Source organism: Streptomyces sp. NPDC004732, assembly GCF_040609235.1.
In the GTDB taxonomy this organism is placed as follows: Bacteria; Actinomycetota; Actinomycetes; order Streptomycetales; family Streptomycetaceae; genus Streptomyces.
In genome coordinates this window covers 38,057-54,102 of record NZ_JBEXJR010000025.1, presented here as the reverse complement: position 1 = coordinate 54,102, position 16,046 = coordinate 38,057, and the positions used below count along the sequence as shown (strand labels likewise).

Annotated in this window: 14 protein-coding genes; 6 read left to right on the top strand and 8 right to left on the bottom strand. The window is 75.4% G+C overall.

Going from position 1 to position 16,046, the window contains the following annotated elements; all coding sequences use genetic code 11:
- Positions 1-448: 448 nt before the first annotated feature.
- Both ABZV77_RS41575 and ABZV77_RS41570 read left to right on the top strand, forming a co-directional pair.
- Positions 449-1,756: a KR domain-containing protein gene (locus ABZV77_RS41575; RefSeq protein WP_356268420.1), complete on the top strand. Its 1,308-nt coding sequence runs from the start codon at positions 449-451 to the stop codon at positions 1,754-1,756.
- A gap of 235 nt (positions 1,757-1,991) precedes the next feature.
- Positions 1,992-2,831: a response regulator transcription factor gene (locus ABZV77_RS41570; protein ID WP_356268418.1), complete on the top strand. Its 840-nt coding sequence runs from the start codon at positions 1,992-1,994 to the stop codon at positions 2,829-2,831.
- Positions 2,832-3,041: 210 nt separating this feature from the next.
- Here the strand turns inward: ABZV77_RS41570 and ABZV77_RS41565 are convergent, their stop codons facing one another.
- Positions 3,042-3,992, bottom strand: a complete 951-nt coding sequence (locus ABZV77_RS41565; protein ID WP_356268416.1) for a LysR family transcriptional regulator — start codon at positions 3,990-3,992, stop codon at positions 3,042-3,044.
- A gap of 88 nt (positions 3,993-4,080) precedes the next feature.
- Here ABZV77_RS41565 and ABZV77_RS41560 point away from each other — a divergent pair, with 88 nt between their 5' ends.
- Complete coding sequence (locus ABZV77_RS41560; protein ID WP_356268414.1) at positions 4,081-5,409, top strand: aspartate aminotransferase family protein; 1,329 nt, start codon at positions 4,081-4,083, stop codon at positions 5,407-5,409.
- Between the two features lie 258 nt (positions 5,410-5,667).
- On the opposite strand, the gene ABZV77_RS41555 is transcribed toward ABZV77_RS41560, so the two are convergent.
- The gene (locus tag ABZV77_RS41555) at positions 5,668-7,176 is read right to left on the bottom strand and encodes an SDR family oxidoreductase (RefSeq protein ID WP_356268412.1); all 1,509 of its coding nucleotides are present in this window, start codon (positions 7,174-7,176) and stop codon (positions 5,668-5,670) included.
- Between the two features lie 193 nt (positions 7,177-7,369).
- On the opposite strand from ABZV77_RS41555, the gene ABZV77_RS41550 reads away from it, so the two are divergent.
- A complete protein-coding gene (locus tag ABZV77_RS41550; RefSeq protein WP_356268410.1) occupies positions 7,370-8,398 on the top strand; it encodes a PHP domain-containing protein in 1,029 nt (342 codons plus the stop codon).
- Positions 8,399-8,403: 5 nt separating this feature from the next.
- Here ABZV77_RS41550 and ABZV77_RS41545 read toward each other — a convergent pair whose 3' ends face one another.
- The 5 genes from ABZV77_RS41545 to ABZV77_RS41525 form a co-directional block, all read right to left on the bottom strand.
- Complete coding sequence (locus ABZV77_RS41545; protein ID WP_356268408.1) at positions 8,404-10,500, bottom strand: xanthine dehydrogenase family protein molybdopterin-binding subunit; 2,097 nt, start codon at positions 10,498-10,500, stop codon at positions 8,404-8,406.
- A 62-nt stretch (positions 10,501-10,562) separates the two neighbouring features.
- On the bottom strand, positions 10,563-11,570 hold the full coding sequence (locus ABZV77_RS41540; protein ID WP_356268406.1) for a xanthine dehydrogenase family protein subunit M: 1,008 nt from the start codon (positions 11,568-11,570) through the stop codon (positions 10,563-10,565).
- A complete protein-coding gene (locus ABZV77_RS41535) occupies positions 11,567-12,133 on the bottom strand; it encodes a 2Fe-2S iron-sulfur cluster-binding protein (protein WP_356268402.1) in 567 nt (188 codons plus the stop codon). Before ABZV77_RS41535 ends, ABZV77_RS41540 begins: the two co-directional genes overlap by 4 nt.
- Positions 12,134-12,240: 107 nt before the next feature.
- Entirely contained in the window at positions 12,241-12,489 is a 249-nt protein-coding gene (locus tag ABZV77_RS41530) for a DUF6332 family protein (RefSeq protein ID WP_356268400.1), read from the bottom strand.
- Positions 12,490-12,586: 97 nt separating this feature from the next.
- The gene (locus tag ABZV77_RS41525) at positions 12,587-13,465 is read right to left on the bottom strand and encodes a LysR substrate-binding domain-containing protein (protein ID WP_356268398.1); all 879 of its coding nucleotides are present in this window, start codon (positions 13,463-13,465) and stop codon (positions 12,587-12,589) included.
- Between the two features lie 81 nt (positions 13,466-13,546).
- Here ABZV77_RS41525 and ABZV77_RS41520 point away from each other — a divergent pair, with 81 nt between their 5' ends.
- Positions 13,547-14,086 (top strand): cupin domain-containing protein, encoded by a 540-nt coding sequence (locus ABZV77_RS41520; RefSeq protein WP_356268396.1) that lies wholly within the window; start codon positions 13,547-13,549, stop codon positions 14,084-14,086.
- Here the strand turns inward: ABZV77_RS41520 and ABZV77_RS41515 are convergent.
- Positions 14,083-14,991: an ANTAR domain-containing protein gene (locus ABZV77_RS41515; protein ID WP_356268395.1), complete on the bottom strand. Its 909-nt coding sequence runs from the start codon at positions 14,989-14,991 to the stop codon at positions 14,083-14,085. The genes ABZV77_RS41520 and ABZV77_RS41515 overlap by 4 nt on opposite strands.
- A gap of 303 nt (positions 14,992-15,294) precedes the next feature.
- On the opposite strand from ABZV77_RS41515, the gene ABZV77_RS41510 reads away from it, so the two are divergent.
- Positions 15,295-16,038, top strand: a complete 744-nt coding sequence (locus tag ABZV77_RS41510; protein ID WP_356268393.1) for a class I SAM-dependent methyltransferase — start codon at positions 15,295-15,297, stop codon at positions 16,036-16,038.
- The last annotated feature ends 8 nt before the right edge of the window (positions 16,039-16,046 follow it).

Genomic DNA, 16,046 nt, shown 5'->3' with positions numbered 1-16,046 from the left:
ACCGGGACCGGAAAAAGAAAGGCACCGTGCGCGGCGGGAATTCCCGTCGAAGGGCCCGGGCGAACGCACCCCGTCCCGGTGGAAAACCGCCTCCCGCACACCCCCGCCCCGCCCGGCCCCCGCCACCCCCGCCGTGCCGCGCGGTGCTCCTTGCGGACTGTCCCGAAAGCGACCGCGTGCCGGGGGTGGGATCTCGGCCACCGTAGGGAACCCCGTGCCAGCCCCGGGTCAGCACCAGGCCAAGACAGCCACTGGACTGTGCCCGCCCACCCCTCCGGCCCCCGCCCGCCCCAGCACCCCCGACCGGCCCTCCTGCGCACACTGTTGACACACCGGTGCACCCCGGCTGACCCGAGCCTGGCGCCGCGCTGGCGCACCCTCACCCATGCTGGGCGGCACCACGGGCCGGCACCACCGGCCACGGCAGGACGACGACGGGGTGGAAGCGATGAAGGTCAGTACCCTGGGCACCACCGCGGCCCACCGGCCCGCACCGGACCCGGCCGTCCGCGGCCCCCGGCCCGGCCACCCGCCCCACCACACCCCCCTGTGGGTGCCCGCCGCCACCGGCCCCCACCACCCGCCCGCCTTCACCCCCGCCACCAGCCTGCTCGTCGTCGACAGCCGCGACACCGGCCGGGCCTGGGCCCCGCTGGGCGTGCGCACCGTCCGGGTGGGCCGCGACCTCTCCGGCAGCGCCCCCGCCTGGACCTCCTACCTCAAGGCCCTCCACCAGCAGGGCCACGCCCCGCGCACCCTCGTCTTCGACCTGCCCGCCGCCACCACCAGCCCCGAGCGGGCCGCCGACCTGACCCTGCCGCTGCTGCGCGCCCTGTGCTGCTCCACCCGCCGCACCCCCCTGCACGTGGCCTTCCTCGTCACCGGGCGGGCCCGGCCCGAACTCGCCGCGGCCTTCGGCGCGATCGCCCAGCAGGCCGGCGCCGAGGACGGCCGCATCCACGCCGTCTCCCTCGCCGTCCAGACCCTGCCGCCCTGGGCCCGGGACCCCCTGCACACCGCGCTCGGCGAACTCGCCCTGCCCCGCCCCAAACTCGCCGAGGTCCGCTACACCCCCACCGGCCGCGAGGTACGCGTCCTGCGCGCCGCCCCCGCACCCCGCCCCGGCACCCCGCGCGCCGCGCTGCGCCCCGGCGGCCGCTACCTGCTGACCGACACCGGCGAAGGCGACGGCGCCCGCCTGGCCCTGGCCCTGGCCCGCACCCACCGGGCCCGCATCGTGCTGCTGGCACCGGAGTGCGGCCCGGCCCCCGCCGACCCCCGCATCACCCACGTCGCGGGCCGCCTCTCCCGCGCCGAGGACGTCCGGGCCGCCGTCCGCGTGGCCCTGCACCACTTCGGCTCCCTGGACGGCGTGCTGCACTGCGCCGGACACGCCGAGGGCCGCCCCCTGTCCCAGCTGTCCGCGGCCACCGCCCGCCAGGTCCTGGCCGACGCCGTGACCGGCGCCGCCCACCTGGACGACGCCACCGCCGCACTGTCCCTGGACTTCTTCGCGCTGACCACCGCGGCCCCCGCCTATCGGACGGCCACCGGCGCCGCCCTGCCGGCCGCCACGGCCCGCGCCCTGGGCGCCCTGGCCGCCAGCCGCGCCCACCTGGCCCGGGCCGGCCTGCGCCGCGGCCTCTCCCTCGCCCTGTGCCGGCCCGACCGCACCGGCCCGCCCACCCCCGACGCCCTGAACCGGGCGCTGGCCGACGGCCACAGCGAACTGACCGTGCACCCCGCCGCACACTGACCCCGCCGCACCCGGCCCCCCAGTCGTATGACAAGGTCCGCCACCGGCCCTGCCCGCCCGATGACAACCCCCCGCCTCCCGCTCCCCGCCATGGCAGGAGGCGGGCAGGAATCCCGTCTTCCCGCCCCCGTCTTGCCCGCCGGGCGCGGCGCGCGTTGACGCTGCGCGCGCCGCCTCGCAAGGCTCGGGCCCTCCGGTCCCATCCACGGACTCCTCGGGAAGGCCTGCGAGATTCATGAACGTACTGATCGTCGAGAACGACGACGCGATGGCCGAGGCACTGCGGCAGATGCTGGGCATGCACGGCTACACCACCCGGCACGCCCGCACCGGAACCGACGCACTGGACCAACTGCCCCACGCCGACCTGGTGCTGCTCGACCTGGTCCTGCCCGACCTGGCCGGACACGAGGTGTGCCGGCGCATCCGGGAGCACTCCTGCGTACCGGTCATCGTGCTCAGCGGCAGCCACCACGAACTCGACCAGGTACTGGCCCTGAACTCCGGCGCCGACGACTTCGTCCCCACACCGTTCGGCCACCACGAACTGCTCGCCCGCATCGGCGCGGTGCTGCGCCGCGGCGCGGGCTGCCTGCTGCACGGCACGGGCGCGATCGCCGACCCGGTGCCGCTGCCCCTGGTGCCCGCCCAGCGCCGCCCCCCGGCCCGCCCCGCCCCCGACCCCGCAGGCCAGACCGCGAGCGACCCCGCCCCCGACCCCTGGCCCGAGCCGGAGCCCGCCGCCCCCGGGCCGCGCCACCTGAGCGCGGGCCCGCTGCGGCTGGACGCCCGCACCCGCAAGGTCCACCTGTACGACGACGAAGTGCGCGTCACCCGCAAGGAGTTCGACCTGCTCGCGATGCTCCTGGAGGAGCCCGGCACGGTCCTGCGCCGCGAGGAGATCATGGCCCGGGTGTGGGACGAGAACTGGTTCGGCTCCACCCGCACCCTCGACGTCCACGTCGGCTCGCTGCGCGGCAAGCTCGGCTCGCCGCACTGGATCGAGACGGTGCGCGGCGTGGGCTACCGCCTCACCGTCCCGGCCGCCGTCCTGTGCTCGGCCCTGGAGGGCTGAAAGCCCGTCCTCGACCCCCCCCGCCTGCGCCCCGACGCCCGGCACGCCCTCCCCCCCCCCCGAGCTCTCGGCTGCGCTCGAGCAGGGGGGACCCCATGCCGCACGGCGTCCCCGGACAGGTGGCTCCGCCACGTGACCGGGGACGCCGCCGCACACCGATCGCACGCACCGATCGCCGCTGCGCCCGCGCTCCGCACGGACGACGGGGGTTCACAGACGGGCTCTGCCCGGCGCGCCCGGCTCCGCCGGGCCGGGGACGGGCCCGGTGGACGGCGGGCCCGGCTGGCGGCGCAGCGCGTCCAGCACGGCGCGCACCGCCGCCCGCGGGGGCGCGCCGCGGCGGGTGGCCGCGGTGATGGTGCGGGTCACCGGCGTGGCCAGTTCGCGGGTGGCGACGCGGTAGCGGGCATCGACGGCCAGGGCGGGCAGCAGCGCGATCGACAGGCCGGCCTCGACGTGCTGCAGCGTCATCAGGTAGTTGCCGAACCGGGCCACCACCCGCGGCTCGAACCGGGCCCGGCGGCACAGCCGCAGCGCGAGATGGGCCATGTAGGAGTCCGGCATGTCCAGCGTCCACGGCTCGTCCGCGCAGGCCGCCAGGTCCACCGGCCCGCGCCCGGCCGCCCGGTGGCCGGGCGGGACCACCAGCAGCACCGGGTCCGTGGCCAGCGGCACCAGGTCCAGGTCGTCGCCCAGCGGCAGCTCGCCGAAGTCGGTGGTGGTGATGATGAGGTCCACGTCGCCGCCGCGCAGCGCGGGCATGCTCTCGTGCGGCTCCAGCTGCAGCACCTCAAGCTCCAGGTGCGGATGCGCGTGCGCCAGACCCTGCACCGCGGGTACCGCCATGGTGTGGATCGCGCTCTGGAAGGTGCCAAGCCGCACCAGCCCGGCGGGCTCCTGCCCGAACCCGCGCAACTCCGCCTCGACGCCGTCCATCTGCTCCAAGAGCGCCCGCGCCCGCCGCGCCAGGATCAGCCCGGCCGAGGTCAGCCGCACCCGGCGGCCGGTGCGCTCCAGCAGCCGCGTGCCCGTCTCGCTCTCCAGCACGGCGAGCTGCTGGGACACGCTGGACGGGCTCATGTGGACGGCCTGGGCGACCGCCCGCACCGTGCCCAGCGTCTCCAGACGGCACAGCAGCCGCAGCCTCCAGGGATTCATCACACCCCCCATTGTTGTGCGGATCCGCCGAACAGGACAGCCACAAATGTGCGATGGACGCGTCGCTCGCGGGCGCCCTACCGTCGGCGCCATGGCTGCCACGACCACCGCCGCACCGTCCACCGCCGCCTTCTGGTCCCAGGCCGAGGAGCATCTCGTGCGCTACGGCGGCGAGTTCACCCGCGAGATCATCGACCGGGCCGCCGGGAGCTTCGTGTTCACCGCCGACGGCCGCAAGATCCTCGACTTCACCTCCGGCCAGATGAGCGCGATCCTGGGCCACTCCCACCCGCGGATCGTCACCACCGTCCAGCAGCAGGTCGCCCGCCTGGACCACCTCTACAGCGGCATGCTCAGCCGCCCGGTGGTCGACCTGGCCCGCCGGCTGGCCGGCACGCTGCCCGCACCGCTGACCAAGACACTGCTGCTGACCACCGGCGCCGAGTCCAACGAGGCCGCCCTGCGGATGGCCAAGCTCGTCACCGGCAGGCACGAGGTCGTCTCCTTCGCCCGCTCCTGGCACGGCATGACCCAGGCCGCCGCCTCGGCCACCTACAGCGCGGGACGCAAGGGCTACGGCCCGGCCGCACCCGGCAACTTCGCCATCCCCGTCCCCAACACCTACCGGCCCGACATCACCACCGCGGACGGCGCGCTGGACTGGCGCCGCCAACTGGACCTGGCCTTCGACCTGATCGACGCACAGTCCACCGGCAGCCTGGCCGCCTGCCTGGTCGAGCCCATCCTCAGCTCCGGCGGCATCATCGAGCCGCCCGCCGGATACTTCGCGGCGCTGCAGGCCAAGTGCCGCGAGCGCGGCATGCTGCTGATCCTGGACGAGGCCCAGACCGGGCTGTGCCGCACCGGGACCTGGTACGCCTTCGAGCGCGACGGGGTCGTCCCCGACATCCTCACGCTGTCCAAGACGCTCGGCGCCGGCCTGCCGCTGGCGGCGGTGGTCACCAGCGAGGCCATCGAGCAGGAGGCGTACGAGCGCGGGTTCCTGTTCTTCACCACGCACGTCGCCGACCCGCTGGTGGCCGCGGTCGGCAACACCGTCCTGGACGTCCTGGCCGAGGACCGGCTCGATGAACGGGCCCGCCGGCTGGGCGCGTTCCTGCGCCAGGGCCTGACCGACCTCGCCGCCCGGCACGAGGTCATCGGCGACATCCGCGGCCGCGGCCTGCTGGCGGGCCTGGAACTCGTCGTGGACCGCGACACGAAACAGACCTCGGACGCCCTGGGCGCCCAGGTCACCCGGCGCTGCCTGGAACTGGGCCTGCACATGAACATCGTCCAGCTCCCCGGCATGGGCGGAGTCTTCCGCATCGCACCCCCACTGACCGCCACCCAGGACGAACTGGAACTCGGCCTGACCATCCTGGACCAGGCAATCGGCGAGGCCCGCACGCCCCTGTGACCGCCCCGGACGCCAGGGGCACCACCGGTCAGCCGCGTACGAGACACGAGGGGACGCGGGGGGATGTGCGCACGGAGCACCGAGCAAACCCGGACGCCCAGAAACATCGAACCAGGCCGCAGGGATGGCGAGTACGTACATCCCCCCGCGGCCCCGCACCCACAGACGGACGGACGATTCAGCGGCCCACCGCGTACCCCTGCATCCCCCGCACGGAGGCCGACCCGCACGGACGACGGATCAGCCCGACTCGGCCGATCAGCCCGCCTCGGGCTCCCGCCCCGCCGCCTCGGCGATGTTGCGGGCCATCCCGCCGAAGACCACGGCGTGGAAGGGCGCCACCGACCACCAGTAGGCGTGCCCGGCCAGCCCGCGAGGATGGAACAGCGCACGCTGGCGGTAGCGGGTGCGGCCCGAGTCGTCCTGTTCCACCCGCATCTCCAGCCAGGCCAGACCGGGCAGCCGCATCTCGGCCCGCAGCCGCAAAAGCCGACCTGCCTCGATCTCCTCCACCCGCCAGAAATCCAGCGAGTCACCCACCCGCAGCCGGTGCGCGTCGCGCCGCCCCCGGCGCAGCCCCACCCCGCCCGCCAGCCGGTCCAGCCAGCCCCGCACCGCCCACGCGAGCGGGAAGGAGTACCAGCCGTTGTCGCCGCCGATGCCCTCGATGACCCGCCACAGCGCCGACGCGGAGGCATCCACGACCAGGGTGCGGCGGTCGGTGTAGAGGCTGCCCCCGGCCCAGTCGGGGTCCGTGGGCAGCGGATCGCTGGGCGCGCCGGGCACCGAGGCCGAGGACCAGCGGGTGGTGACCTGGGCGTCCTGGATGCGCTGCAGGGCCAGGCGCAGCGCCTGGGCGAAGGGCAGCGGGCGGCCCGGCCCGTCGGGCACGTACGCCGCGATGTCGTGCTCCTGGCAGACGACCTCATGGCGCAGCGACTCCGCCAGCGGCCGGGCGATCTGACGGGGCACCGGCGTGATCAGACCGACCCAGTGGCTGGACAGCCCCGGCGACAGCAGCGGCACCGGCACGATCAGCCGGTGCGGCAGACCGGCGACCCGGGCGTAGGCCCGCATCATGTCGCGGTAGGTCATCACGTCCGGACCGCCGATGTCGAAGCCGCGGTTCACCTCCGCGGGCAGCGCGGCCCCGGCCACCAGATAGCGCAGCACGTCGCGGACCGCGATCGGCTGGATGCGGGTGTGCACCCAGCTGGGCGTCACCATCACCGGCAGCCGCTCGGTGAGATAGCGCAGCATCTCGAAGGACGCCGAGCCCGACCCGATGATGACCGCCGCCCGCAGCACCGCACTGGGCACCTTCGAGTCCAGGAAGATACGGCCCACTTCGGCCCGCGAGCGCAGATGCGCGGACAGCTCCCGCTCGGCCACCCCGGCCGGGGTGAGCCCGCCCAGATACACGATGCGCCGCACCCCGGCCGCCTCGGCCTGCTCGGCGAACGTGCGGGCGGCCCGCCGGTCGGTGTCCTCGAAACCGGCCCCGGTGTTCAGCGCATGCACCAGGTAGTACGCCACCTCGATGCCCTCGAACGCCGCGGCCAGCGACCGCGCGTCGGTCACATCGCCGCGCACCACCTGCGCCTGCCCGGCCCAGGGATGATCGCGCAGCTTCTCCGGCGAGCGGGCCAGACACCGCACCCGGTGCCCCGCCGCCAGCAGTTCGGGCACCAGCCGGCCGCCGATGTAGCCGGTGGCCCCGGTCACCAGGACGTGCCGCCCGGGGGAGGAGTCGTTGCTGTCACTCACGTGCGCTGTCGCCTCGTTTCGGTGCCGGGATATCGGTGCCAGGGGCGCCGGGCGCGGCAGGTCGGGGCCCCGGCCCCCCTGGAAGTCTCACCCGCCGCGGCCCGGGCCGCGACATGCCGCGCCCGCCTGCCTGCGCCAGCCTGGAACCCGGCCGCGCATCCCCGCGCGCACGATCCCCCCGCCCGGAGGCGCCATGGAGCCCGTGGAGGCACTGGAACGCATCGCCTTCCTCCTCGAGCGGGGCGGCGCCCCGACCTACCGGGTGCGGGCCTTTCGCACCGCGGCCGAGGTGGTCACCGCCCTGGCGGACCAGGAGGTGGCGCGCCGCGCCGCCGACGGCACCCTGGAGTCCCTCAAGGGGATCGGCCCCAAGACCGCCGCCGTGATCCGTGAAGCGCTGGCCGGCACCATGCCCGGCTATCTGCGGGGCCTGGAGGAGGAGGCCCGGGCGCCGCTGGCCGACGGCGCGGGCACCCGGCTGCGGGCCCTGCTGCGCGGCGACTGCCATCTGCACTCCGACTGGTCCGACGGGGGCAGCCCCATCGAGGCGATGGGCCGCGCCGCCCAGGAGATCGGCCACGAATGGGCCGTGCTCACCGACCACTCGCCCCGCCTCACGGTGGCCCGCGGCCTGTCACCCGAGCGGCTGCGCGACCAGCTGGAGGCGGTGGCCGCCCTCAACGAACGCTGGGCGCCCTTCCGGCTGCTGACCGGCATCGAGTGCGACATCCTGGACGACGGCTCCCTGGACCAGGAACCCGCCCTGCTGGACCGCCTCGACGTCGTGGTCGTCTCGGTGCACTCCAAACTGCGCATGGACGCGGCCGCGATGACGCGCCGACTGGTCGCCGCGGTGAGCAACCCGCGCGCCGACGTGCTCGGGCACTGCACCGGCCGCCTGGTCACCGGCCGCGGCCGGCCGCCCTCACAGTTCGACGCGGACGAGGTGTTCGCCGCGTGCGCGGCCGCCCGCACCGCGGTGGAGATCAACAGCCGCCCCGAACGCCTCGACCCGCCCCGCCCCCTGCTGCGCCGGGCGGTGGCGGCGGGCGTGCTGTTCGCCGTCGACACCGACGCGCACGCGCCCGGCCAGCTCGACTGGCAGCTCATCGGCTGCGCACGGGCCGAGGAGTGCCAGGTGCCCGCCGAGCGTGTGGTGACCACCTGGACGGCGCCCGAACTGCTCTCCTGGACCCGGGAGAGCCGGGCCCGCACCACCTGACGGATTCACCCGGCGCCTGCCAGCACCCGGTCCGGGGTGAGCGGCAGTTCACGCAGCCGCACCCCCGTCGCGTGGTACACCGCGTTGCCGATGGCCGCGGCCGTCCCGACGATCCCGATCTCCCCGATGCCCTTGCTGCCCATGGGGTTGAGGTGCGGGTCGTCCTCCTCGATCCAGTGCGCCTGGATCTCCGGCACATCCGCGTGCGCCGGCACGTGATAGCCCGCCAGATCGCACTCCGCGAAGTCCCCGAAGGCGGCGTCCATCGTGCTGCCCTCCATCAGCGCCATCCCCAGCCCCATCGTCATGGCGCCGATGAACTGCGAGCGCGCGGTACGGGAGTTGAGGATGCGCCCGGCGGCGTAGACCCCCAGCAGCCGCCGCACCCGGACCTCGCCGGAGACCGTGTCCACCCCGACCTCGGCGAAATGGGCGCCGAAGGCGTGCCGGGCGTAGTCGCTGTCCGCGTCGGCCCGGCCCGCCGTGTCGGCCGTGGCGCTGACGCCCTCCGGCGGCAGCGGCCCCGCCGGCCGCCCGGCCAGGCGCCCGGCCAGCTGGGTGCACGCCTCGTGCACGGCCCAGCCCCACGAGGCGGTGCCGGACGAGCCGCCGGCCAGCGACGCCGACGGCAGGTCGCTGCTGCCGATCTCGGTGCGCACCCGCTCCACCGGCACGCCCAGCGCGTCGGCGGCGACCTGCGCGAGCACGGTGCGCGCGCCGGTCCCGATGTCGGTGGCGTTGATCCGGACCACGAACGTCCCGTCCGGGCAGGCCAGCGCGCAGGCCCGGGACGGCGCGACGATGACCGGGTAGGTGGCCGCCGCGACGCCGCTGCCCACCAGCCAGGGGCCCGCCCGGCCGGTGCGGGGCCGCGGGTCGCGTCCGGCCCAGCCGAAGCGGCGCGCCCCCTCCCGCAGGCACTCGGCCAGATGGCGGCTGCTGAAGGGCTTGCCGCTGTCCGGCTCGTGGCCGGTGTCGTTGCGCAGCCGCAGCTCGACGGGGTCGATGCCCAGCGCCTCGGCGAGTTCGTCCATCGCCGACTCCAGCGCGTACATGCCCGGGGCCTCGCCCGGGGCCCGCATCCAGGACGGGCTGGGCACGTCCAGCGGCACCACCCACTGGGTGGTGCGCCCGTGCGGCGAGGCGTACATGACGCGGGTGGCGGCGGCCCCGGTCTCCACGAACTCCTTGATGCGGGAGGTGTGCGCGGTCACCTCGTGGATCACCGAGGTCAGCGTGCCGTCCGTCCCGGCGCCCAGCCGCACCCGGTGCAGGGTCGGCGAGCGGTGCCCCACCACGGCCGGCAACTGCCGCCGCGGCAGGACGAGTTTGACCGGCCGGCCCGTCCGGCGGGCGGCCATGGCGGCCAGCACCACGTGCGGGCGGGGCGTGCCCTTGGCGCCGAACCCGCCGCCGACGTGTTCGGAGACGACCGTCACCTGGTCCCTGGACAGCCCGAACAGGCCGGCCAGCACATTGCGGACGGTGGTGGCGCCCTGGCTGGAGTCGTACACGTGCAGGCGCCCGTCCTGCCAGTGGGCGGTGGCCGCATGCGGCTCCATCGGGTGGTTGTGCAGCGGCGGCACCCGGTAGCCGGTGTCCACCCGCACCGGCGCGGCCGCGAACGCCGCCTCCGCATCGCCGCGCACATGCTCGCCCGAGGTGCCGTCGGTGTCCTTGGGCACGTACGCGCCGGGGTGCCCGGCCCGCAGCGTGACATCGTGCGGCTCCTGGGCGTAGGTGACCCGCACGGCCGCGGCGCCCTCGCGGGCCGACTCCAGGCTGTCGGCGACCACCAGCGCCACGTACCAGCCCCGGTGCGGGACGCGGGCGTCCTGCAGCACGGCGAGGGTGGCATCGTCCGGCGCGGCCAGGCGCGGCGCGTTGCGGTGGTGGAGCACGGTCACCACGCCGGGCAGCGCCAGGGCCGCCGCGTCGTCCACGGCACGTACCTCGCCGCGCGCCACGGTGGCCGCCACCGGCCAGGCGTAGGCGCACCCCTCGGGGGTGTGCTCGGCGGCGTAGCGGGCGCTGCCCCGCACCTTGTGGAGGCCCTCCCGGCGCTCGAGGTCCGCCCCCAGCGCGTCGGCGGTCTGCGGCATGGCGTTCTCCCTGCAGGCGGATGCGTACGAATACGAAAGGGGGGCTGGGGCGGGCGGGGCGTTCAGGCCCCGGCGCCCGGCGCCGGGCCGGGGTCGGTCAGGCGGCGCAGGACGTCGCAGGCCAGCCGGTGGGCGAGGGGCACCTTGAAGGCGTTGTCCCGCAACGGCTCGGCCGCGGCGAGCTCGGCGTCCAGTGCCCGCGCGAACGCCTCGCCCGTCGGCGCGGCCCCCCGCAGCGCCTCCTCGGCGCGCCGGGCCCGCCAGGGCCGGTGGGCCAGCCCGCCGAAGGCGATCCGCACCTCCTCCACGACCCCGTCCCGGGCGGCCAGCAGCACCGCCACCGAGGCCAGCGCGAAGGCGTACGAGGCGCGGTCGCGCGCCTTGCGGTAGGCCGAGACCGCGCCCGGCACCGGCCGCGGCAGCAGCACCCCGGTGATGAGCTCGCCATGGGTGATCTCGGTGTCCGCCTGCGGCCGTTCGCCCGGCAGCCGGTGGAACTCGGCGGCGGGCACCGTCCGCGAACCGCGCACCCCCTGCAGCTCGACCTGCGCGTCCAGCACGGCCAGCGCGACCGCCAGGTCGGAGGGGTGGGTGGCGATGCACTGCGCGGAGTGCCCCAGCACGGCGTGGTCGCGGTGGACGCCCTCGCGCGCACCGCAGCCGGAGCCGGGCTCGCGCTTGTTGCACGGCTTGGCCACGTCCTGGAAGTAGGGGCAGCGGGTGCGCTGGAGCAGGTTGCCGCCGGTGGTGGCCACGTTGCGCAGCTGGCCCGAGGCACCGGCGAGCAGCGCCTGGGACAGCACCGGGTAGCGGGCGCGGACCAGCGGGTGGGAGGCCAGGTCGCTGTTGCGCACCGTCGCGCCCACGCGCAGGGACCCGTCGGCGAGCTCCTGGACGCCATCCAGCGGCAGCCGGCTGACATCGACCAGCGTCTCGGGCCGCTCCACGCCCAGCTTCATCAGGTCGACGAGGTTGGTTCCGCCACCCAGGTAGCGGGAGGTGGGCCGCCCGGCGTGCGCCGCGGTCGCCTCGTCCACGCTGTGGGCCCGCACATACATGAAGGACTTCACCGGACCACGCCCCCCTCCCCGGCAGCCGCTGCCGCCTCGACGGCCTCGACGATGTGCGGATAGGCCCCGCACCGGCACAGATTGCCGCTGAGCCGCTCCCGGATCTCCTCCCGGCTCAGCCGCACCGGCGCCCCGCCCGCCCCGTCCGCCGCGCCCGGCTCCGTCACGTGCGAGGCCTCGCCCGCCCGGGCCTCGGCCAGCATCCCCAGGGCCGAACAGAGCTGCCCCGGCGTGCAGTACCCGCACTGGAAGGCGTCGCGCTCCACGAAGGCCCGCTGCAGGGGATGCGGGCTCAGTCCGTCGGCGCCGTGCAGCCCCTCGACCGTGGTGATGTCGCAGCCCTCGACGGCGACCGCCAGCAGCAGACAGCTGTTGGCCCGGCGCCCGTCCACCAGGACGGTGCAGGCCCCGCACTGGCCGTGGTCGCAGCCCTTCTTGGCCCCGGTCAGGTCCAGCTGCTCCCGCAGGACGTCCAGCAGCGTGGCGCGGTGATCGACGACAGGGCGGTGGGTCCTGCCGTTCACCCGCAGGGGCACTTCCGAATGGAACACATCGGTCCCCATGGCGCTCTGCTCCCTCGTCCCGGGCGTGGTCCGTGCCGTCGTCGCCACTCCAGCCTGGGACAGGACGCCCGTTCCGGCATGCCGAACGGCGCGGGCCGCGGGCCGGGTCAGCGGGGCCGGGCTCCCGCGTACCGCCACAGCACGTGCACCACGCGCAGCACCGCGAGCACGGAGCCGACCGAGGCGCCCGCGACCAGCAGGAACCTTTCCGCGCCGGGCGGCAGCCGCCAGACCGCGGCCGGACCGGCGATCACCCCGAACGCCACGGCCCCCAGGAAGCAGGCGCTGAGCAGCGCGTAGCCGATCTCCACGGTCATCTCGTCCCGCTGGGCCTGGCTGCGGCGGTTTGTCCCCATGACCGCAGAGCGTACCCAGCCCCGCGCGGCGCCCCGCCGCGTTCCCCAAGTCCCGCCGCGCCCCGGGAACGCCGCCGCACGCCCGCGTCCCGCCGGGTTACGTCCCGCACGGCCGTGCGCCCGGACGCTCCCGGTGGACGTCGGCCGCGACCTGCACGAACGAGCGGACCAGCGGGCTGGCGTCCCCCGTGCTCCACGCCGCGACCAGCGGGCTGGGCGGCATGTCGCTCAGCGGCACCACGGCAAGTCCCGGCCCCGGCGCGTGGTCCGCCAGGGTCATGCCCACGGTGGCGTTCCACAGCACGGCCTGCCGGCACTCCACGACCGCGCGCACCACCGGCCCCTCGCGGTGCTGTCCGCCGCCCCAGTAGGACTGCCACAGCGGGTCGGTGCCCTGCGGGAAGCTGAACCAGCGCCGGCCGGCCAGCTCGGCCAGCCGCAGGCTCGCGCGCCGCGCCAGCGGGTCGTCGGCCCGCAGCAGCACCCCCACCGCGTCGGCCCGCAGCGCCCGCACCGAAAGACCCGTCTCCTGGAAGGGACCGCGGGTCAGCGCGACATCGACCCGGCCGGCGTGCAGTCCGCAGGTGGGGTCGGTCAGGTCGGCCTCCCGGACGCGTACCTCCACGCCCGGATGCCGTCGGCGAAAGGCACCGGCCAGCCGGTCCAGCCCGGCATCGGCGCCGTCGCCCAGGACCCCGACGGTGATGGCCGCGGTCCCGGCCGCGGCGGCCACCCGCTCCCGCGCCAGTGCGGCCCGCTCCAGCAGGGCGCGCGCCTCGTCCAGCAGCACCGCTCCGGCGGCGGTGAGCGTGACCCCGCCCGGTGAGCGGTCCAGCAGCACGGCGCCGACCTCGGTCTCCAGCTGCTTGACGGCCCGGCTCAGCGGCGGCTGGCTTATGTGCAGCCGCACGGCCGCCCGGCCGAAGTGGAGTTCCTCGGCGACCGCCACGAAATACCGCAACGTCCGCAGCTCCATCACGCCACGATACCCAGCCGGTATCGGCGCCCCGGAACAGGTCTTGGACGCCGCCCGCACCCCGGCGGTCCAATCGTCGCTATGACCGACGCAGCAAACACCGGCACAGGCACCACAGACAGCACAGGCACAGAGGCAGGCACCGAGGCAGAGGCCGCCGGGCCCGCCGTGGTGGTGGTCCGCCCCGGCGAGGGCGAGACGATCGCCCTGGGCACCACCCGCATGCGCGTCCTGGAGGACGGCAGCCACACCGCCCACCGGCTGGGCCTGACCGAGTCCGTCCTGGCCCCGCACACCCCCGGCCCCCCGCAGCACCGCCACGCCCGGCACGACGAAGGCTTCTACGTCCTGTCCGGCACGGTGCGGTTCACGGTCGGGGATGAGGACCACGAGGCCGGTGCGGGCACCTTCGTGATGGTCCCGGCCGGCGCCCCGCACACCTTCGCCAACACCGGCGGCCAACCGGCCGTCATGCTCAGCATGTTCACCCCGGACCTGTACGTGCAGTACTTCCGGGACCTGCAGGACACGCTCGCCGACGGCCGGGCCCCGACGCCCGCGGACAACGTGCGCACAATGAGCCGCTACGCCACCCGGCCCGCCCACCGGCCAGGTTCTTAAGGGCGCGGGGCCAGGGCGAGTTGGTGCAGGTCCTCCAGCGCGTCCAGGAGCACGGTGTCCTGATGCCAGCTGATCCACTCGCCCAGGGTGCGGCCGGTGGTGCGCAGCGCCTGGAGCTGGGCCTGGGTGAAGCCGGTCAGCGGCCGGGCGTGGTGGGAGGAGATGACGCCGCGGACGGCCGACCGGTCGTCGACGAGCGGGATGCTGTGGCAGGCACGGCTGCCGGAGGTGAGGATCACCCGGCGCGTCTCGTCGTCGAACCCGGCCGAGGAGGCCACCTCCTTGACGGTGACCTGGCTGCCCGCGGCGGCCGCCCGGGAGCAGGAGGTGTTCCCCTCGACGAAGGCGAAGTAGTCGGTGAAGTGCCGGGGCAGACCGGCGTGCTTGGCCATGCGCAGCACATCGTCCTCGAGCAGCTGCACGTTGCCCATGTCCGTGCCGGTGACGGCCAGCACGCGGCGCAGCGCCGCGCCGAGCACCTCGCCCTGGTTCGTCGCGTCGAGCGGCCCGGCCCCGAGCGCGGCCAGGCTGGGCCGCGGATGTTGGGCCCGCCCGGTGAGCCACACCGCGGCGCCCGGCGCGGGGCCGGGGGTGCGGGCCACCACGGCGGCCAGCTGGTGCAGCTTGATGTTGGCGCGCTGCGAGGCCAGGCGCAGCAGCAGGAACGCCTCCTGGGCGTGTGCCAGCCGGTAGCGCTCGACCAGGATGCCCTCGGCCAGCGCGATCCTGGGCCGCGCCCGCGCCCGGACCTCCAGCTCGGCCACCTGCGCGCGCAGTTGCTCGGCGGTGGCCCGCAGGCTTTCCGTCTCCTCCTGGAGCGAGGAGGGCCGCGCGGGCGGGGGCGGCTGCTCCTCCGGCGACGGCGACGATGACGGTGACGATGACGGGGTCGAAAGGGTGGTCAAGCTGTCTCCCCTGGCCGCATCCTGCTCCGGCCTCCTCTACGATCGGTGAGCCGCAGTGGCCGCGGCGCCGGCCCCGGACCCGGCCCCGTCCGGATCCTCCCGGCAGGCGCTGCTCCTCACCCACTGCCGCGACCGTATCCCGCCCGCCGCCCGGTGTCATGACCTGCCCGGCACCCGCGTACGGCTGTAGGGGAGGCCGGGACCGGGCCCTGATCTTTGTGGGTTCTGCCAGTGCGGCCGGGGGCCGGGGCCCGTGGAGACTGCCGACACGCCGTCACGCCGACCACGGGGAGATGCACCACCATGAGCGCGCAGCAGCAGTACGACGAGATCGGTGAGGCCTACGAGGGGTTCAAGGCGCTGCCGCTGGAGCAGTACGCGGCGGTGCCCAGCTTCCTGGCGATGGTCGGGGACGTGCGCGGCCGCACGGTGCTGGACCTGGCCTCCGGCACCGGCTTCTACAGCAGGGAGTTCAAGCGGCGCGGCGCCGCGGACGTGCTGGGCATCGACATCTCCGGTGAAATGGTCGCCGTGGCCCGCAAGTTGGAGGAGCGGCAGCCGCTGGGCGTGCGCTACCGGGTCGCCGACGTGGCCGAACCGGTCGCGCTGGAGCGGCGCTTCGACATCGCCACGGCCGTCCAGCTGCTCAGCTACGCGCCGGACACCGCCACCACCGAGCGGATGTGCCGCACCGTGCACCGGAGCCTGCGGCCCGGCGGTGAACTCTTCGTGCTCAACCAGTCGCCCGACTTCTCCTTCGAGGGCCCGGGGCCGGACAAGTACGGCTTTCGCAGCGAGCTCACCGGCCAGGAGGCCGAGACCGGACCGCAGGTGCGGATCACGGCGCTCCTGGACCCGCCGGTCTCCTTCGTCGCCAACCGGCCGCGCCGCGAGGTGTACGAACAGTGCCTGCACGCGGCCGGGTTCAGCGAGGTGACCTGGGTCGCGCTGACGGTGTCACCGGCCGGCACGCGTGCGTTCGGCGCGGACTTCTGGGCGGACTTCCACGCCAACCCGCCGCTGGAGATGCTGCGCTGCCGCGCCTGATGCCCGCC